A 17,461-nucleotide genomic window follows, 5' to 3' on the forward strand; every position below is an offset into this window, starting at 1 on the left:
GACTTGAGACATAAGATGTGGGACTGAAATAAGCATCAGATTTGCTGATCATCTCAAATCTCATGTCTCACATCTCTTCTCTGTATTATAAAAAGCCCAACTCCAGCTTTGCAGCTTCGGACATCATATCCTGGCTGTAGGGGGGATCAAAGGTTAGTTCAACAGTTACTTCGTTCACACCTTCAACCGCTTTAACTTTTTCTTCGACCTCAACCGGAATCTGCTCTGCACTAGGGCAGGCAGGGGAGGTGAGCGTCATCAGGATATATACATTATTTACCGGGTACAGGTTGATCTCATAGATCAGGCCCAGCTCGTAAATGTCTACCGGTATTTCCGGATCATATACTGATTTGATTGCATTCAGTACCTTGTCCCGCAGGTTTTCCTCGGGTTGCTGTACCTGTTCTGCTGCATTATTTATTTCTTCGCTCATGGCTATACTTACTCTTTTTCCATCTCCTGGTAGGCCAGTGCAGCCTCCAGTTTCATCTGGTTGATCATGTTGGCAAAACCATTGGAGCGCTGGCTTCCGATAAAGGTATTCATGCCAATATCCCTGATAAAGTAGAGATCGGCCCTGGCTATATCGCCAATCTTCTGCTCCGACAGCACCCGGATCAGCAGGGCTATCAGGCCTTTGGTAATGGCGGTATTGCTGTCGGCCTTGTATTTCAGGCGGTCTGCCGTGCGTTCAGAAACCAGCCAAACCTTGCTCTGACAACCCTTGATCAGGTTGTTATCTACCTTATGCTCTTCTTCCAGTGCAGGCAGCTTTTCACCAAGGTCTATCAGGTATTCAAGCTTACCGTTACGGTCATCCTCAAATAACTCAAACTCCTCTATGATCTCGTCCTGTATGGTATTAATTGGTGCTTTTTCCATGCTTTATCCGCAATTCATGCGTGCTTCTAGCGCATTCTTTTTGCAATGTACTGCAGGCCTTCGGCCAGCAGGCCTACCTCTTCCAGTGTATTATAAACAGCAAAAGAGGCGCGGGCGGTTCCTTCTATGTTCAGGCGTTTCATCAGGGGCTGGGTGCAGTGGTGGCCGGTGCGTATGGCTATGCCACGGGCATCCAGCATCATGCCAACATCAAATGGATGAACACCATCCAGAATGAAAGAGGCTACACTTACCTTTTCCCGGGCAGTACCCACCAGTCTCAAACCTGGCACTTCCTGCAATAGCTCATGTGCTTTCTGGAGCAATTGCTGCTCATGGGCGGCTATGTTTGCCTTGCCAACCGATTCCACCCACTCCAGGGCGTAGCGGAAAGCAACAATATCGCTGATGTTGGGTGTACCTGCCTCGAACTTAAATGGAATGTCGTTGTAGGTGGTTCCCTCAAAAGTAACCTCCTTAATCATTTCACCACCACCCTGGTAGGGCGGCATAGCCTCCAGCAGGCGGCGCTTTCCATAGAGGATACCAGTGCCGGTAGGCCCGTACACCTTGTGGCCCGACATCACATAAAAGTCAGCATCCAGTGCCTGAACATCTACCTCCAGGTGAGAGGCTGCCTGGGCGCCATCGAGCAACACTACAGCGCCAACAGCATGGGCTTTCTGAATAATCTCTTTTACCGGGTTAACAGTACCCAAAGCATTGGAAGCATGAACCACCGATACCAGCTTTGTTTTTTCGCTAAGGAGCTGCTCAAAGGCATCCATCTGCATTTCGCCGGCTTCGGTAACAGGTACTACCCGCAGGGTAGCACCTCTCTCCTGGCAAAGCATTTGCCAGGGTACAATATTGCTGTGGTGCTCCATGGCGGTAATGATGATCTCATCGCCGGCTTTTATATGGCTGCGGCCAAAGCTGCTTGCCACCAGGTTAATACCATCGGTACAACCTTTGGTAAAGATGATCTCCTGTGGTTCTGCTGCATTTACAAAACGCTGGGCAGCCTTGCGGGTAGCTTCAAAAGCAGTGGTAGCACGCTCGGCAAGGGTATGTACCCCCCGGTGAATGTTGCTGTTAAAGCCTGTATAATAATCATTGAGCGCATCCAGTACTACCTGTGGTTTTTGGGTAGTGGCAGCATTATCCATATACACCAGCTGGTGTTTGTTCACCTGCTGATGCAGCACCGGAAACTGCGCCCGTATTTGTTCTATATCAAAAGTAGTAGTGGTAGCGGCTTCTGTTTTCATAAGAATCTTGTTTCAAGCTTGTTGTTCACCAGCGCTAAAAAGTGCTGGCAAAGGGGCTCAATGTTTATGTGCTCGATGATATCGGCCGCAAAAGCATAGAGCAGCAGCGCCCTGGCTGCAGGCTCGTTTATACCACGCGAACGCAGGTAAAATACCTGCTCTTCGTCGAGTTGTCCGGTGGTGGCGCCATGTGAGCACTTTACATCATCGGCCCAAATCTCCAACTGCGGTTTGGTGTAGATAGTTGCATTTGGGGTGAGCAATATGTTTTTATTGCTCTGGAATGCATTTGTTTTCTGAGCAGCCTGCTGCACATAGATCTTACCATTGAACACGCCCGTAGAGCCATCGTCCATAATGCCCTTGTACAGTTCATTGCTGGTGCTGTTGGGCTGGCGGTGGTCCATCAGGGTATGGTTGTCTACATGTTGCTTGCCGTGCAGCATGTACAGGCCGTACATATCGGTGTGGCAGCCGGAGCCATTTTGCGCTACATTCAGGTTATTGCGCACAATGCGGCCACCCAGGGTAAGTACGGTGCTGCTAAAGCGGCTGTTAGGCGCCTGCTGTACCTCGGTAGTATTTACCTGCAGTGCCAGATCGCTTTCGGTCTGCACCTTAAAGTAATCCAGCTGGGCACCATCGGCAACATCTACCTCTGTAAGTACATTCAGGAAGCTGGTGTTATCGCCAATAGAGTTATATACCTCCACCACGCTGGCCTGTGCATGGCGGCCAATGCTGATGAAGTTACGGGGCATGGCGGCAGTTATACCTCCGCGGCTGTCTGACTGAAAGTGCAGCACCACCGGAAGGCCTACCACTGCTTTAGCCGGAATTTCGATATAAGCACCTTCTTGCGAGAAGGCTGTATTCAGGGCAACAAAAGCGTCCTTTTCGGGCTGTGCCACTTTGCCAATCACATCTTCAGATACTTCTGACAGCGGGCGGATACGTATTTCGCTCTCCGGGCTGATGATGCTGCTGGCTTCGGGGCTGAAGTGGCCGTTGATAAAAACCAGGCGGTTAGCTTCCAGTCCTGAAAAGAAAAAGCTTTTGGCTTCTGCTTCTGAAAGGGTTGGCAGGGCCACTGCAAAACCATCGCTGAACTCTTTTTCAAGTGCTTTTACAATGGGAGTATAGCGATACTCCTCATGCTTGGGGTGGGGCAGGCCCAGGGTACCAAAAGCCTGTATACCCCGCTTACGCAACTCATTCAGGAACTTATTGGTACCCTCCTTAGCGCTAAGCTTATTTTGTATGCTTTGTGTAAACGTTTCGGTTTGCTGGTTCATGATTAATTAGAACAGGTGAACAAAAGAGATAAAGCGAAAGCTACAAGAGCCTTAAACTCTTGCTTTTACCGGTACTTTGAGCACCGGCTTTTACCGGTGCTTTAGGCACCGGCTTCTACTTCGGCTTTAATCCAGTCGTAGCCTTTTTCTTCAAGCTCCATGGCCAGTTCTTTGGTGCCTGTTTTAACAATGCGGCCTTTGTAGAGCACATGCACGTAATCTGGTACTATATAATCCAGCAGGCGCTGGTAGTGTGTTACCACAATCACTGCATTGTCTTTGCTGCGCAGCTTGTTTACGCCATTGGCAACAATACGAAGGGCATCAATATCCAGGCCCGAATCGGTTTCGTCCAGTATTGCCAGCTGTGGTTCCAGCATGGCCATCTGGAAAATTTCATTTCTTTTTTTCTCGCCACCGGAGAAGCCTTCGTTCAGCGAACGGTTCAGCAGGCTCTGGCTCATTTCTACCAGTTTCATTTTTTCCTTCATGATCTTGAGGAAAGAAACGGCATCCAGTGGCTCAAGCCCCCGGTGTTCGCGTACCTGGTTAACAGCAGTTTTAAGGAAGTTAGTGGTGCTTACGCCAGGAATCTCTACGGGGTACTGGAATGCCAGGAACACCCCTTCGCGGGCACGATCTTCGGGTGCCATGTCTAGCAGATCTTTGCCATTGAAGGTGGCAGAACCACCGGTTACTTCAAATTCTTCGCGTCCGGCAAGCACAGAGGCCAGGGTGCTTTTGCCACTACCGTTTGGGCCCATAATGGCATGTATTTCGCCGGCTTTTACTTCAAGGTTAATGCCTTTAAGGATTTCTTTGCCGTCGATGGTGGCCTGCAGGTTATTTATGTTGAGTAACATATTATTTGTAGGAATGTGCGTTTAAAAACAGCTTATTCTTTGGTTGATATAGAGCTCAGTCTGATGGTCTGAAAAAAAGAGAAGTCGGAATACTTTATTTTGTTTTCTGTAAAAGCCAGGGTCTATAAAAATAGGAACCATGCACACTGGCAGCATGCATGGTTCCGTGTAAGGCTTTTTATGGTTTAGCCTACGCTGCCTTCCAGCGTTAGCGCCAACAGCTTTTGTGCCTCCACGGCAAACTCCATGGGTAGCTGATTCAGTACTTCTTTGGCATAGCCATTAACAATAAGGGCTACGGCATCTTCGGTATCGATACCCCGCTGGTTGCAGTAGAAGATCTGGTCTTCGCCAATCTTAGAGGTGGTAGCCTCATGTTCTACTTTAGCCGTTGGGTTTTCCACTTCAATATAAGGGAAGGTATGCGCACCGCATTTATCTCCCATCAGCAGTGAATCACACTGGCTGAAGTTACGGGCACCTTCTGCACGCTTCATAATCTGTACCAGTCCGCGGTAGCTGTTCTGGCTCCTTCCGGCAGAGATACCTTTGCTCACAATGCGGCTCTTGGTGTTTTTGCCGATGTGGATCATTTTGGTACCGGTATCGGCCTGCTGGTAATTATTGGTTACCGCTACGGAGTAAAACTCGCCAACAGAATGGTCGCCTTTCAGAATACAGCTTGGGTACTTCCAGGTAACGGCAGAGCCGGTTTCTACCTGGGTCCAGCTGATCTTGGCATAGTCGCCGGCGCAGATGCCGCGTTTGGTTACAAAGTTATAAATACCACCCTTGCCATTTTTATCGCCGGGGTACCAGTTTTGTACGGTAGAGTATTTTACCTCTGCGCTTTTAGCAGCATAAATTTCTACTACGGCTGCGTGTAGCTGGTTTTCATCGCGCTGCGGTGCAGTACAGCCTTCCAGATAGCTTACATAGCTTCCTTCGTCGGCCACAATAAGGGTACGTTCAAACTGGCCGGTATTGGCAGCATTGATACGGAAGTAAGTGCTAAGTTCCATAGGGCAGCGTACGCCTTTTGGAATATAGCAGAAAGAGCCATCCGAGAACACAGCCGAGTTAAGGGCTGCGTAGTAATTATCGTTGGCAGGCACTACAGTGCCCAGGTACTTGCGTACAAGCTCAGGGTGTTCTTTAACGGCTTCGCTGAAGCTCATAAAGATGATACCAAGCTCGCCCAGCTTTGCTTTAAAGGTGGTGGCTACAGATACAGAGTCAATTACCGCATCTACGGCTACACCGGTCAGGCGTTTCTGTTCTTCCAGGGAAATACCCAGCCTTTTAAAAGTATCCAGCAGTTCAGGATCTATCTCGTCGAGGCTCTTGGCAGTAGCCTTTTTCTTTGGGGCCGAAAAATAGATGATGTCCTGAAAGTCTACCTTAGGGTATCTCACGTTAGGCCACTTTGGTTCCTTCATGGTGAGCCACTGGCGGTAAGCCTTCAGGCGCCATTCCAGCAACCACTCGGGTTCCTCTTTTTTAGCTGAAATAAAGCGGACAATATCTTCGCTCAGTCCTTTAGGAGCTGACTCGTTTTCTATCTTGGTCTCCCAACCCCACTTGTATTCCGAGTTGGTGATCGACTCGAGAATATCGGTGTCTTTAGCCATAAATGGTGTTGTTTGGAATTGTTCTAAATTAGTTACAAATGTATAACAGAATTCCCAATTTTATGTTCCTCTAACTCCTTTTATTTAGCCGGAAAGGCTCAAAAAATTGATTTTCAGCCATTTAAAATTTGGGGTAGAGGCCCTTGCCGTAGCATTTTCAATTGCTATAGCAGTATAGAAAAATTCTATATAAAATGCTCCCTTTGGCTACTGCAGCAGCTGGTCCAGCTGTATGGTTCGCTGTACTCTTTCTTCAAGGGAAATTATGCTTTCTGTTCTTTCCACGCCATCGATGGTTTGAATCTTATCGTGTAGCACCTGCCGTAGGTGATTGGTGTCGCGGCAGTAAATACGCACAAACATACTATAAGGTCCGGTAGTGTAATTCAGGCTCACTACTTCGGGGATCTTTTCCAGCTTGGCGGCAACATCATCATAAAAAGAGCTTTTCTGCAGAAAGATGCCCAGGAAAGCTGTAATGTCAAAACCCAGTTTGCCATAGTCGATCTTAAGGGTTGCACCTTGTACAACGCCCATTTCTTCAAGCTTGCGCATGCGCACATGCACGGTACCACCTGATACAAAGACCTTTTTAGCTATTTCAGTATAGGGAATTTTAGCGTCTTCGGAGAGTAAAGCCAATATCTTCAGATCTATACTATCAATCTCATAATTTTTAGACATATCTCGGCGAGTGTTTTAATTCATTTATAACAGACGATGTGTAAAAATAAAAAGATTGTAATAATTCAGAAATATTTTTAACTAATTTTTATTAATCGCGTAATTTTTAATAGTTTTACATCAGTGAATGACACGAAAAACATTCACAACCGATACTGTAAGGTGATGAAACTGGCAGACATGCCCTCCGGTCTCGAGGGTGGAGGAAAGGGATAAATCATTAGTACCACGGTACTTTTGCCTAACCGCTCCGTGGAGGTTCGACTCCTTCCCTTACAGCTTAGAAAGATGGTTAACAATCAAAAGCCTGTCCTGTTCTCGGGGCAGGCTTTTTTGTTTTAAGGCTTTTTTAGCGAGTGTGTTATTTTTTGAAGGTACCGTGTAACACAAAAGTTTTAGACGAGTTATTAGTTTAAATCGTTTGAAAACGTATTTTTACAAGTGAACGTCAAAAATTCCCGACTCTATTATGGCCACTTTCCCCTGGTTTAAAAAATATCCCAAAGTAGTATCACAGACAGTTAATCCGGATCAGTTTCCTCATATACCGGCAATGTTGGAACATGCCTTTAAACAGCATGCCGGGCGTACAGCCTACATCAATATGGGCAAGGCGATGACCTTCAGGGAGGTAGATGAGCTTTCAAAAGCATTTGCTGCCTACCTGCAGAACCGTCTGAACCTGCAGCAGGGTGATCGTATTGCTATTCAGATGCCAAACTGCCTGCAGTATTCTGTGGCCCTTTACGGGGCGCTTCGTGCAGGGTTGATCGTGGTGAACACCAATCCCTTATATACACCCCGTGAAATGAAGCACCAGTTTAACGATGCAGGGGTTAAGGCGGTGCTTGTTATCAACATGTTTGCTCATAACCTGCAGAAAATACTGCCGGAAACCGGGATCAAGCATGTTATGATAACGGGCCTGGGAGATATGATAGGCGGAATTAAAGGTTGGGTAGTTAATTTTGTTGTAAAGAAGATTAAGAAGATGGTGCCTGCCTATGATTTACCCCAGGCAGTACAGTTTAATGATATCCTGTCTGAAGGCAGAAAGCTTAGCTTTAAAGCACCAGACATCAAACCTGATGATATAGCATTTCTGCAGTATACGGGTGGCACTACAGGGGTAGCCAAAGGTGCCATGTTAACCCATCGGAATATGGTGGCCCATACCATTCAGGTGCACGAATGGTTTCAGCCCATGCTGGAAAAGGGCAAGCAGGAGTATATGGTAACGGCAATTCCGCTCTACCACATTTTTGCACTTGCGGTGAACGGTATTTTCATGACTTACATCGGTGCAAGATGCCTGCTCATTACTAACCCGCGTGATATGAAGGCTTTTATCAAAGACCTTAAACGGGAGCCAATTACCATGATCACGGGCGTAAACACCCTGTACAATGGGCTGCTCAACCAGCCCGATTTTGCGGGTGTGGATTTCAGTAAACTTAAGGCGTCGATTGGTGGAGGTATGGCAGTTCAGAAGGCTGTTGCAGAGCGCTGGAAAGAATTAACCGGGGTGGCGCTGGTAGAGGGCTATGGCCTAAGCGAAACCTCTCCGGTACTTTGTGTGAACCCGCTGGATGGAACAGAACGCCCGGGAACCATTGGCGTGCCAATACCAAATACTGAAGTAGGCATTTTTGATGAAGCAGGCAATAAACTGCCTGCCGGAGAGCCCGGAGAGGTTTGTGCAAGGGGGCCGCAGGTGATGAAAGGCTACTGGAACAGGGAGGATGAAACACGTAAGGTGTTTATGGATGACTGGTTCAAGACGGGGGATATTGGCATCATGGAGCCAGATGGCTTCTTCAGGATCGTAGATCGTAAGAAGGATATGATCAATGTATCGGGCTTTAATGTATACCCGAACGAAATAGAAGATGTAATTGCCATGCACCCCAAAGTACTTGAAGTTGCAGCCATTGGTGTTCCCGACTCCAGAACTACCGAAACTGTTAAAGTGTGCGTGGTAAAAAAAGACAGCAGTTTAACGGAAGAGGAACTGATTGCATACTGCCGCCAGAATCTTACCAATTATAAGTTACCGAGGATTGTTGAATTCAGGGATGAGCTTCCTAAATCCAATGTGGGTAAAATAATCAGGAGAATGCTGCGGGAAGAAACAAATGTACAAGCATAGCAGTACAATAAGAATAGAGCCGGCCAGCAGCCGGCTTTTTTATGTTCGGGCAATTAGTAAAGCAAGGGCTGGCAACTGCTGTTTAATTCAGATCAGCACAAATTAGGTGATAACAGAAATCAGCAGGTAACACAAGCAAAGCTGTGCACATAAACAATTGCTTGTATAGCAGCGTTAAACTATAGGTGAATACTTTTAACTAAAACCCTATTTTTTATGGAAAGCTACTTGCAGACAAAAACCGTTCAGGATCTGATTAAAAAGATCGAAAATATAGAAATCTGTATGTTCAGTACAGTAGAAGCCGACGGCAGCATTGCCAGCAGGCCTATGTCGACCAGGCAGATTGAACCGGATGGTACCCTCTGGTTTTACACCAACGAGCACTCACTTAAGGCCGATGAAGTAAGGCAGTATGACCATGTAAACCTCGCGTATGCTGATATCGGCAACCAGCTGTACGTATCAGTATCAGGTACTGGCGAGCTGGTAACTGACCGTGCAATGGTGCAGAAACTGTGGAGCCCTGTATTGCAGGCATGGTTTCCGCGTGGCCTCGAAGATCCGGACCTGGCGCTCATTAGGGTAATACCACATGCTGCCGAATACTGGAATGCATCATCGAACAAAATGCAGCAGATCTTCAAAATTGCCCAGGCCATTATGAAGGGTAAGCAGTATCAGGGCGGTGAGCACGGTAAGATCATGATGTAAGTGATCATCCTCTTTCTCTTTCATAAGAAACATAAAAAAACCTGCTGAATGCCAGCAGGTTTTTTTATGCATGTATGTTTATGTACATCTGGTGAGGCAACAAAAAAAAGCCATCTGTTTTTAGCAGAAGGCTTTCCTATCAGTATTGTCTTGATTATTAATTTCTTAGTTCACCACTCTGGGCTTTGTCTTTCAGCTGTTCGTTAGCAAAGATTGCAACCTCAACACGACGGTTTTGAGCACGACCCGATTCGTTGTCGTTGCTGGCTACAGGCTGGGTTTCGCCATAACCCCTGGTGTTAATACGGCTGGCGCTTACGCCCTGGGCAATTGCATACTGGGCTACAGCCTGTGCACGACGCTCAGACAGGCTCTGATTGTAATCATCAGCACCTTTGTCGTCGGTATGGCCTTCAATCAGTACATTGGTGTCAGGGTACTTGCGAAGTGTTTCAGCCAGCTCGCGAATATTTTGCTTTGCGGTAGGGGTGAGATCGGCCTTGTCGAAGCCAAATAAGATACCGCCCTCAAACGTAACCTGTATACCTTCACCAACACGTTCTACAGTTGCATTTTCCAGATCATCTTCAAGCTCCCTGGCTTGCTTATCCATATAAATGCCAATTGCTGTACCTGCCGCACCACCAATTACGGCACCCAGAATGGCACCTTTAACAGTATTACCGGCCAGCGTACCAATACCAGCACCTACAGCAGCACCACCTGCAGTACCAGCCGCGGCACCTTTACCGGTGTTGCTCCAGCTGGCACAAGAAAAAATAAATATGCTCAGGCAGAGCATCAGTGCTATAGAAATTCGAGTAGTTTTCATAATAGTCAACTTGGTTTGGTTCTAATTTTCTTTAATTCAAAAAGTTTGCCAAATTTCAGTAGCATAAACGTTGCTAATACAATTTGGTTGGCTCTGTGTTATTTATTAGCATCTTGTGCGATAATCGTGCCATATCAATTTTTTTATAATATTACCCGCTAGGGGTAGTGTAACTGTTTGAAAATGAATTCAATCAAAACCCTGGTGGTAGGTTATGGTTTATCTGCCAAAGCCTTTCACCTGCCTTTCTTAACTACTAACCCTTCTTATGAGGTGGCTGGCATAGTACAGCCCAGGGGCAACAGTGCCCGGGAGGAGTTTCCTCATTTAAAACATTTCCGCAGCCTGGACGAAGCCCTTGAGCAGGGGCATGCAGAGCTGGTAATTATATCGGCCCCAAACGAGTACCATGCACCTATGGCCATGCAGGCGCTCCGGAAGGGTAAGCATGTTGTCATTGAAAAACCTTTTGCATTATCAGTGGCAGAGGCCGAAGCTATATGCCGGGTAGCAAGGGAGCATAACAGGCTGCTAACGGTGTTTCATAACCGCCGCTGGGATGCCGATTTTCTTACCCTTAAGCAACTACTGCAGGAGCAGCAGCTTGGCAGGCCGGTTATGCTGGTCTCCAGGTTTGACCGTTTCAGGCCACAGATAAAACCCGGATGGAAGGAAGCGCCAAAGCAGGGCGCCGGTATCTTTTATAACCTGGCACCTCACCTGGTAGACCAGGCACTGCAGCTGTTTGGCTGGCCGGCCGAGCTGTATGCCCACATCAGAACAGAGCGCAAAGAGGCAGTCACCTCCGATGCATTTGACCTGCACCTGTACTACAATGAAGTAACGGTTCATCTGGGTGCATCAACATTGGTAAGTGCTACATGGCCCCGATTTAGCCTGCTGGGTACAAAAGGCAGCTACACAAAATGGGGGATGGACCCGCAGGAAGATTTGCTGGTTGCAGGCGTGCTGCCAACTACAGCAGAGTGGGGTAATGAACCTGCAGAAGCCTGGGGAACGCTGGTTACAGGTGATAATGACAGCACCAGCAGCCAGCCTTTTAAAAGTCAGCCGGGTAACTATGGTGCGTTCTTCGCTGAACTGGCACATGCAATCATGGGGGGCGGAAACAACCCGGTTCCGCCGCAGGAAGCCCTGCAGGTGATGCAGATTATGGAGCTGGCTTTCCGGAGCCAGCAGGAGGGAAGACGGATAAAAGCTTAAAAAAACAACAGCCCGGTCATTCACCGGGCTGTTGTTTTGATTCTGATCAGCTGTTTGGAGTACAATTAATTTGCACCCAGGATCTGGAAGAGCTCATCGAGTTTAGGCGTAAGGATGATTTCTGTACGGCGGTTTTTAGCTTTACCTTCTGCTGTTGCATTGCTGGTAACCGGCGAGTACTCACCCCGGCCTGCTGCTGTAATTCTTTCTGCGGCCACACCGTTTTTCTGTAGTATGTTTACGATAGAGGTGGCCCGCAGCACGCTTAGGTCCCAGTTATCGTCTATACCGGCTGCACCTTTGTTCATGGGTACATTATCGGTATGTCCTTCTACCATTATGTTGATGTCCTTGCTATCTCTAAGGGCACCGGCAAGTTGCTGCAGGGCATTCTGACCTTTGGGGTCAACCTGGGTGCTGCCTGATTTAAAAAGCAGTTGTTCGGCCAGCGACACATATACTTTACCATTGCGCACTTCTACCGTCAGGTCATTTTCTTTAAAGTTAAGGAGCGCATCGCTTACCTTTTTCTTCAGCTGTGCAACAGCTTGTTCCTGTTCTGCCAGCACCTTCTCCAGCTCTGCCACCCGGCGTTCACGCTCCTGCAGGTTAATGGCAAGTTCTTCGTTGCGCTTGCGGGTAGCCTCCAGCTCCTCGCGGGCGGTCATAAGGCGTTTTTGCTGCTCGTTCAGGTCGCCACGCAACTGGCCGCTGGTGTTTACCAGGTTGTTATAATAATCTTCTAGCTCTTTATAGGCTTTTTGCCTTGCCTGCAGATCCTGCTGGGTTTGGGTGTAATTTTGCTGCAGGCTTGCCCGCTCACTGTCAAGCTCGTCGCGTTGTTTTTCCAGGCGCTGTATTGCATTGGTAGCAACAGCTAATTTTTCTTCGCATTCGGCCTGCTGTGCCTCCAGTGCTACTTTATCGGCAAGCAGCATATCGTATTTCTTAGCAGAAACACAGCTGGTGCCTGTAGCAAGCAGAAACAGGTAAATTGGAATATAATTTTTGATCATGGTTAAGAGTTTGCCAGCGAATTTAAGGAAAAATAAAAACAGATTGACCTTTAGGCTACCCGTAGGTGGCAGAAAAGATGTAACTTCCAACTCAACCAAACACAACCATCAACATGAGCAAACATACAGAAGGCATGCTTAGGACCGACGCCCTGCAAGATAAAGTATTAATTGTTACCGGTGGCGGAACAGGATTAGGCAGGTCCATGAGTAAGTATTTCCTGGAGTTAGGAGCAAAAGTTGTGATCACCAGTAGAAAGCTGGAGGTACTGGAGCAAACGGCCCGGGAGCTGGAGTCGGAAACAGGAGGTAAAGTTTTACCCCTGGCCTGCGATGTGCGGGAGTATGAGCAGATAGAGGAAGTGATATCGAAAACTGTTGGTGAGTGGGGGAGGATTGATGGCCTGCTGAACAATGCCGCCGGTAACTTTATAAGCCCTACGGAGCGGCTTTCGCACAGGGCTTTTAATACCGTACTGGATATTGTACTGAAAGGCACCACCCAGTTTAGTCTGGCGCTGGGCAAGCACTGGATAGATCAGAAACAGGGAGGTACCATGCTCAACATTGTAACCACCTATGCCTGGACCGGCTCCGGCTATGTAGTACCCAGTGCCTGTGCCAAAGCAGGAGTGCTGGCACTTACCCGCTCGCTGGCGGTAGAGTGGGCCAAATATAAGATTCGCTGCAATGCCATTGCACCGGGGCCGTTTCCTACAGAAGGTGCCTGGAGCAGGCTGCTGCCGGGAGAGCTAAAGGATAAGTTTGATCCGGCTCGCCGGGTGCCGCTGGGCAGGGTAGGAGAGCACCAGGAGCTGGCCAACCTGGCGGCCTACCTGATGTCGGATTTCAGTGCCTATGTAAATGGCGAGGTAGTAACCATTGATGGCGGTGAGTGGATCAAAGGTGCAGGCGAATTCAATAATCTGGAGCGTGTTACACCGCAAATGTGGGATATATTTGAGCAGATGCGGGGGAAGTAGTACTCCGGTTGTTTAGCTGAGCATTCATTAATAATTTAAAGCAGAACGTAGCCCTTGCTTAGAGTGTGACTTCCTTAACATGTCTCCGGTCATAAATATCCGGGGCATGTTAAAGCGTACTGTTATGTATCCTGCTGCTATTGTATTGTATTATTTACTTTTTCGGCAATGCAGGAGGGGCTTTAGAATATCAGATCCATTTGTCAAGGGGTTTATGTCCCCAGATCAAGTCTGCGCCCTTGGTGCTTATTATAAAGCCTTTCGTTTTCAGGTAGCTGGCCAGGGCCTCGTTGTTTTCATTTTTTTGCACACCCGGATGTGTTTCAAGTGAAATACAGTTTATTCTATCGAAGATAGCTGAAGGTGTATTGTACAGGATGCAGTATTCGGCTCCTTCGCAATCGAGCTTAAGCAGGTCTACTTTCTGTAGTTTATAATCTTCAAAAATCTTAGGCAGGGTAGTAGATCTGATGCTTACACGATCCTGTTCACTGGTATGGTTGAAGATAGTAGCAGAAGTGGTGAAATCAGCGTTAGTATCGAGCATCATATGGATCTCGCCTTCGGTATTACTTACTGCTTTGTTGATCAGGTGAATATTCCTGTTCTCTTCGCGTGGCACATTTTTAATGAGTTGCCTGTAATTTTTTTCTATGGGTTCAAAGGAAATCAGCCTGGGGTTATTGAATTTGGTAAGGGAGTAGAGTGTGAAAAAACCAACATTGGCACCAATATCAATGATTACCGGGCTTTTAATATTCAGTAGTTTGGCGGGGAGCCCGGCGGTATAGGTTTCTGCAAAAAAGCTTTCTTTGAATTCAGGTAACAGTTGTTTGGGTACGGTAACAGATCGGTTATGCTTTAGCTTAAAAGTGAATTCAGGAGCTTTTTTCCCGGCTGCCTTATATAACAGGTAGTGTTGCCAGTTCCTGAGGTTGTTAATCATGTTTCTAACTCTCGATACTTTCATACACTCTTTGTTAAATAATTAAATAGAATGGCAGTCTGTAAAGCATTTCGATTAATGTGAATTCAATCCCTAGCTTAGCGAAAAGTATTGTAACATCAAACATTCGTATCCGAAAAGATCATAACTAACCTATTCTATGAAATATGAGATCAGGCAGCTTTGCTTTAATCACAGATCTTCAGGCACCTCAATAACCTGGTAGCCTGTTTGAATAGCCGGAATCACATGGAAAATATGGCTGTAACCTTCATTAAATGCCGGGGGTTGCATTTTATTCAAAGTTGCTTTTATACCCTTATCAATTATGCGTTCTTTACCGCTGCGCATGGCGTTTCTGGAAAGAGCAGCCTCAAGGGGAGTATCAAAATAGTAGCAAATTAGTTCGTAACGTGCTGCCAGGGCAGGTACTATGTACCTTTGCCTTTCTTCGGCAGTTGGATTAGTATTATCTACTACAAAGCGGGCGCTGGTGCGCAGGCATAGTTCAAGCATTTGTCGCTCCCGGTTGCGGGTGCGCAGCAGGTCCATGCTGATTCGAATATGGGTGTTAAAGAAATGTTGCTTGTAAAAGGTGGATTTGCCACTGCCCTGGATGCCGCAAAATATGATGCCCTGCATTGAGATTTTATATGCCTTGGTGATGGATGTACTAGTTAAAGACATAACCCCACTGCCCAAAAAGGGTTGAGAGAACTTATTATTTCCGGCGGCATAGCGGTAACCATGGCAGTTCTGCATTAATTGCACCAGCAGCTGGTTGTGCTTTTTCAGACCCACAAAAAAAGAGGCAGCCACTGGCTGCCTCTTCTCTTTTCTATATGGTTCCTAAACCCTAGCTGTTTTTGGAGCGGGGTTTGCCAAACCAGCGCCTTTCGCTGTTGCGCGGGGCGGGCTGGCTTGTGTTTCTGGGCGCAGGCTGGCTGCTGTTTCTGGCAACACGGTTGCCGGAAACAGGCGCTGGCTGCGGCCTGTTTGAGTTTTGTGGTCGGGAACCACCACTGCTTTTCCTTACAGGTACATTGATGTCTGCTTCAAAGGGATGATTTTCCACCACTGGAATCTTCTTGCCAATCAGTTTCTGAATATCCTGCAGGGACTTTACCTCCTCGGCATCGCAAAATGAAATGGCGCTGCCGCTGGCACCGGCACGGCCTGTTCTGCCAATACGGTGTACATAGGTTTCCGGTACATTGGGTAGGTCGAAGTTGATCACATGAGAGAGATCTTCCACATCTATACCCCTGGCGGCAATATCAGTAGCCACCAGCACCCTTATTTCCTTATTGGTAAAGTTAGCCAGCGCACGCTGACGGGCATTCTGTGATTTATTTCCATGGATTGCCTCTGCCTTAACGCCTTCCCGGTGCAGCCTTTTGGCTACCCTGTCGGCCATGTGTTTGGTGCGGGTAAATACCAGCACGCTTTCTATGCTTTTATCTTCGAGCAGATGGGCCAGCAAAGAAGGTTTATCGGCTTTGCTTACAAAAAACAGGCTTTGCTGAATTCTTTCGGCGGTGGAAGAAACCGGTGTTACCTCTACCTTGGCCGGGTTTACCAGAATGGTATTAGCCAGGGCCAGGATATCTGGCGGCATGGTTGCCGAGAAAAATAGCGACTGCCTTTTTGCAGGCAGCTTGGTTAATATTTTCTTGATATCGTGGATAAAGCCCATGTCCAGCATGCGGTCGGCTTCATCAAGTACAAAGAATTTAATATGCTCCAGGGTAATAAACTTCTGGTTCATGAGGTCGAGCAACCTGCCGGGAGTGGCAACCAAAATATCAACACCAGCTTTAAGGGCATCGGTCTGTGCTTTTTGTTTCACACCACCAAAGATCACCAGGTGCCTAAGGTCAAGGTTTTTGCCATAAGCAGCAAAGCTATCGGCCACCTGAATGGCTAATTCACGGGTTGGGGTTAAAACAAGCGCTTTAATTTTGCGCTGGCCGCGCTCCCGGATCTGGCCGCTAAGCAGTTGTAAAATAGGAATGGCAAAAGCAGCAGTTTTGCCTGTACCGGTTTGTGCACAACCAAAAAGATCTTTCTGCTGAAGTACAATAGGAATTGCTTGTTGCTGTATGGGGGTGGGGGTGGTGTATCCTTCAGATTCCACCGCCAGTTGAATAGGCTCAATGAGCCCCAGGTTTTCAAATGTCATGTAACGTAATAAAATAATATAGGCCGTACTGCTGTCTGGCACCTGAACAGATCATATGTTTGTTGATTTGAACAGCAGAATACCAGAAAGAAATGAGGTGCCCCACGAAGAGCAGCCCAGGCGTACTGGCAAGCTTTTAACAGCAATTGGCCAAAGGTAGTTCTTTTTATGCAATAATTAGCTGCAGCCTGCTGCCACCAGGCCATGTACAGCAGATGCTGCCCATTTTACAGCACTAACAGTTCGTGCAGGCCCTGCCCTGTAAAATTGAATTTTTGCGTTAACTTAGCCCTCGATGTTATCGAAGAAAACAAAATATGCCATCAACGCGTTAGTGCATCTGGCAAAAATGTGGGAGCAGGGGCCTATTCTTATCAGCGATATTGCTCAGGCAGAGAACATACCACAGAAATTTCTGGAGGCAATTCTACTGGACCTGAAAAAGGCCGGAATTCTGGCAAGCAAGAAGGGAAAAGGAGGCGGCTACTACCTGCTCAAAAGCCCAACCGAAGTAAGTATGGCAGAGGTAATGCGCCTTTTTGATGGCCCCATAGCACTTTTGCCCTGCACCACACACCGCTATTATGAGCGTTGCGAGGAGTGCAAGGACGAAGAAACCTGTGGAATCCGCTCAGTATTTTATGAAGTAAGAAATAATACAGTAAAGCTGCTGAAAGGCGCTACGCTGGCAGAAATTGTGAAGCGGGAAGACAGGCTTAGTCAAAGAAGACTTAAGAAGTAAATTCCGGAGCCAATACTCTATTAACCTGATCGATTATCTATATT

General features: G+C 47.3%; 17 protein-coding genes. 5 read left to right on the plus strand and 12 right to left on the minus strand.

Going from position 1 to position 17,461, the window contains the following annotated elements; translation table 11 throughout:
• Positions 1 to 85: 85 nt before the first annotated feature.
• The 7 genes from KWJ01_RS01925 to KWJ01_RS01955 form a co-directional block, all read right to left on the minus strand.
• Entirely contained in the window at positions 86 to 436 is a 351-nt protein-coding gene (locus tag KWJ01_RS01925; RefSeq protein ID WP_224994583.1) for a DUF59 domain-containing protein, read from the minus strand.
• A gap of 8 nt (positions 437 to 444) precedes the next feature.
• The gene (locus tag KWJ01_RS01930) at positions 445 to 885 is read right to left on the minus strand and encodes a SufE family protein (RefSeq protein WP_224994584.1); all 441 of its coding nucleotides are present in this window, start codon (positions 883 to 885) and stop codon (positions 445 to 447) included.
• A gap of 26 nt (positions 886 to 911) precedes the next feature.
• Positions 912 to 2,156 carry a cysteine desulfurase gene (locus KWJ01_RS01935; RefSeq protein ID WP_224994585.1) on the minus strand — a complete coding sequence of 415 codons (1,245 nt, stop codon included), beginning with the start codon at positions 2,154 to 2,156 and terminating at the stop codon, positions 912 to 914.
• Complete coding sequence (gene sufD / locus KWJ01_RS01940; RefSeq protein ID WP_224994586.1) at positions 2,153 to 3,451, minus strand: Fe-S cluster assembly protein SufD; 1,299 nt, start codon at positions 3,449 to 3,451, stop codon at positions 2,153 to 2,155. Before sufD ends, KWJ01_RS01935 begins: the two co-directional genes overlap by 4 nt.
• Before the next feature lie 101 nt (positions 3,452 to 3,552).
• Complete coding sequence (sufC, locus tag KWJ01_RS01945) at positions 3,553 to 4,314, minus strand: Fe-S cluster assembly ATPase SufC (protein WP_224994587.1); 762 nt, start codon at positions 4,312 to 4,314, stop codon at positions 3,553 to 3,555.
• Between the two features lie 185 nt (positions 4,315 to 4,499).
• A complete protein-coding gene (sufB, locus tag KWJ01_RS01950; RefSeq protein WP_224994588.1) occupies positions 4,500 to 5,945 on the minus strand; it encodes a Fe-S cluster assembly protein SufB in 1,446 nt (481 codons plus the stop codon).
• A 207-nt stretch (positions 5,946 to 6,152) separates the two neighbouring features.
• Positions 6,153 to 6,629, minus strand: a complete 477-nt coding sequence (locus KWJ01_RS01955) for an Lrp/AsnC ligand binding domain-containing protein (RefSeq protein ID WP_224994589.1) — start codon at positions 6,627 to 6,629, stop codon at positions 6,153 to 6,155.
• A gap of 469 nt (positions 6,630 to 7,098) precedes the next feature.
• Between KWJ01_RS01955 and KWJ01_RS01960 the strand changes: the two genes are divergently transcribed.
• The gene (locus tag KWJ01_RS01960; protein WP_224994590.1) at positions 7,099 to 8,778 is read left to right on the plus strand and encodes an AMP-binding protein; all 1,680 of its coding nucleotides are present in this window, start codon (positions 7,099 to 7,101) and stop codon (positions 8,776 to 8,778) included.
• Positions 8,779 to 8,994: 216 nt separating this feature from the next.
• The gene (locus KWJ01_RS01965; RefSeq protein WP_224994591.1) at positions 8,995 to 9,492 is read left to right on the plus strand and encodes a pyridoxamine 5'-phosphate oxidase family protein; all 498 of its coding nucleotides are present in this window, start codon (positions 8,995 to 8,997) and stop codon (positions 9,490 to 9,492) included.
• A gap of 157 nt (positions 9,493 to 9,649) precedes the next feature.
• Here the strand turns inward: KWJ01_RS01965 and KWJ01_RS01970 are convergent, their stop codons facing one another.
• Positions 9,650 to 10,324, minus strand: a complete 675-nt coding sequence (locus tag KWJ01_RS01970; protein ID WP_224994592.1) for an OmpA family protein — start codon at positions 10,322 to 10,324, stop codon at positions 9,650 to 9,652.
• A gap of 183 nt (positions 10,325 to 10,507) precedes the next feature.
• Between KWJ01_RS01970 and KWJ01_RS01975 the strand changes: the two genes are divergently transcribed.
• A complete protein-coding gene (locus KWJ01_RS01975; protein ID WP_224994593.1) occupies positions 10,508 to 11,548 on the plus strand; it encodes a Gfo/Idh/MocA family oxidoreductase in 1,041 nt (346 codons plus the stop codon).
• A gap of 65 nt (positions 11,549 to 11,613) precedes the next feature.
• Here the strand turns inward: KWJ01_RS01975 and KWJ01_RS01980 are convergent, their stop codons facing one another.
• Positions 11,614 to 12,564, minus strand: a complete 951-nt coding sequence (locus KWJ01_RS01980) for an OmpA family protein (protein ID WP_224994594.1) — start codon at positions 12,562 to 12,564, stop codon at positions 11,614 to 11,616.
• 113 nt (positions 12,565 to 12,677) lie between these two features.
• Here KWJ01_RS01980 and KWJ01_RS01985 point away from each other — a divergent pair, with 113 nt between their 5' ends.
• On the plus strand, positions 12,678 to 13,547 hold the full coding sequence (locus KWJ01_RS01985; protein WP_224994595.1) for an SDR family oxidoreductase: 870 nt from the start codon (positions 12,678 to 12,680) through the stop codon (positions 13,545 to 13,547).
• Positions 13,548 to 13,737: 190 nt separating this feature from the next.
• Here the strand turns inward: KWJ01_RS01985 and KWJ01_RS01990 are convergent, their stop codons facing one another.
• From KWJ01_RS01990 to KWJ01_RS02000, 3 genes are all read right to left on the minus strand, one after another.
• Entirely contained in the window at positions 13,738 to 14,517 is a 780-nt protein-coding gene (locus tag KWJ01_RS01990; RefSeq protein ID WP_224994596.1) for an FkbM family methyltransferase, read from the minus strand.
• A gap of 168 nt (positions 14,518 to 14,685) precedes the next feature.
• A complete protein-coding gene (locus tag KWJ01_RS28200; protein WP_224994597.1) occupies positions 14,686 to 15,312 on the minus strand; it encodes an ATP-binding protein in 627 nt (208 codons plus the stop codon).
• A 37-nt stretch (positions 15,313 to 15,349) separates the two neighbouring features.
• Complete coding sequence (locus KWJ01_RS02000; protein ID WP_224994598.1) at positions 15,350 to 16,675, minus strand: DEAD/DEAH box helicase; 1,326 nt, start codon at positions 16,673 to 16,675, stop codon at positions 15,350 to 15,352.
• 295 nt (positions 16,676 to 16,970) lie between these two features.
• Here KWJ01_RS02000 and KWJ01_RS02005 point away from each other — a divergent pair, with 295 nt between their 5' ends.
• Positions 16,971 to 17,417, plus strand: coding sequence for an Rrf2 family transcriptional regulator (locus KWJ01_RS02005; RefSeq protein WP_224994599.1), 447 nt, complete (start codon positions 16,971 to 16,973; stop codon positions 17,415 to 17,417).
• Positions 17,418 to 17,461 lie beyond the last annotated feature (44 nt).

It is taken from the genome of Cesiribacter sp. SM1 (genome assembly GCF_020178975.1).
GTDB lineage: Bacteria > Bacteroidota > Bacteroidia > Cytophagales > Cyclobacteriaceae > Cesiribacter.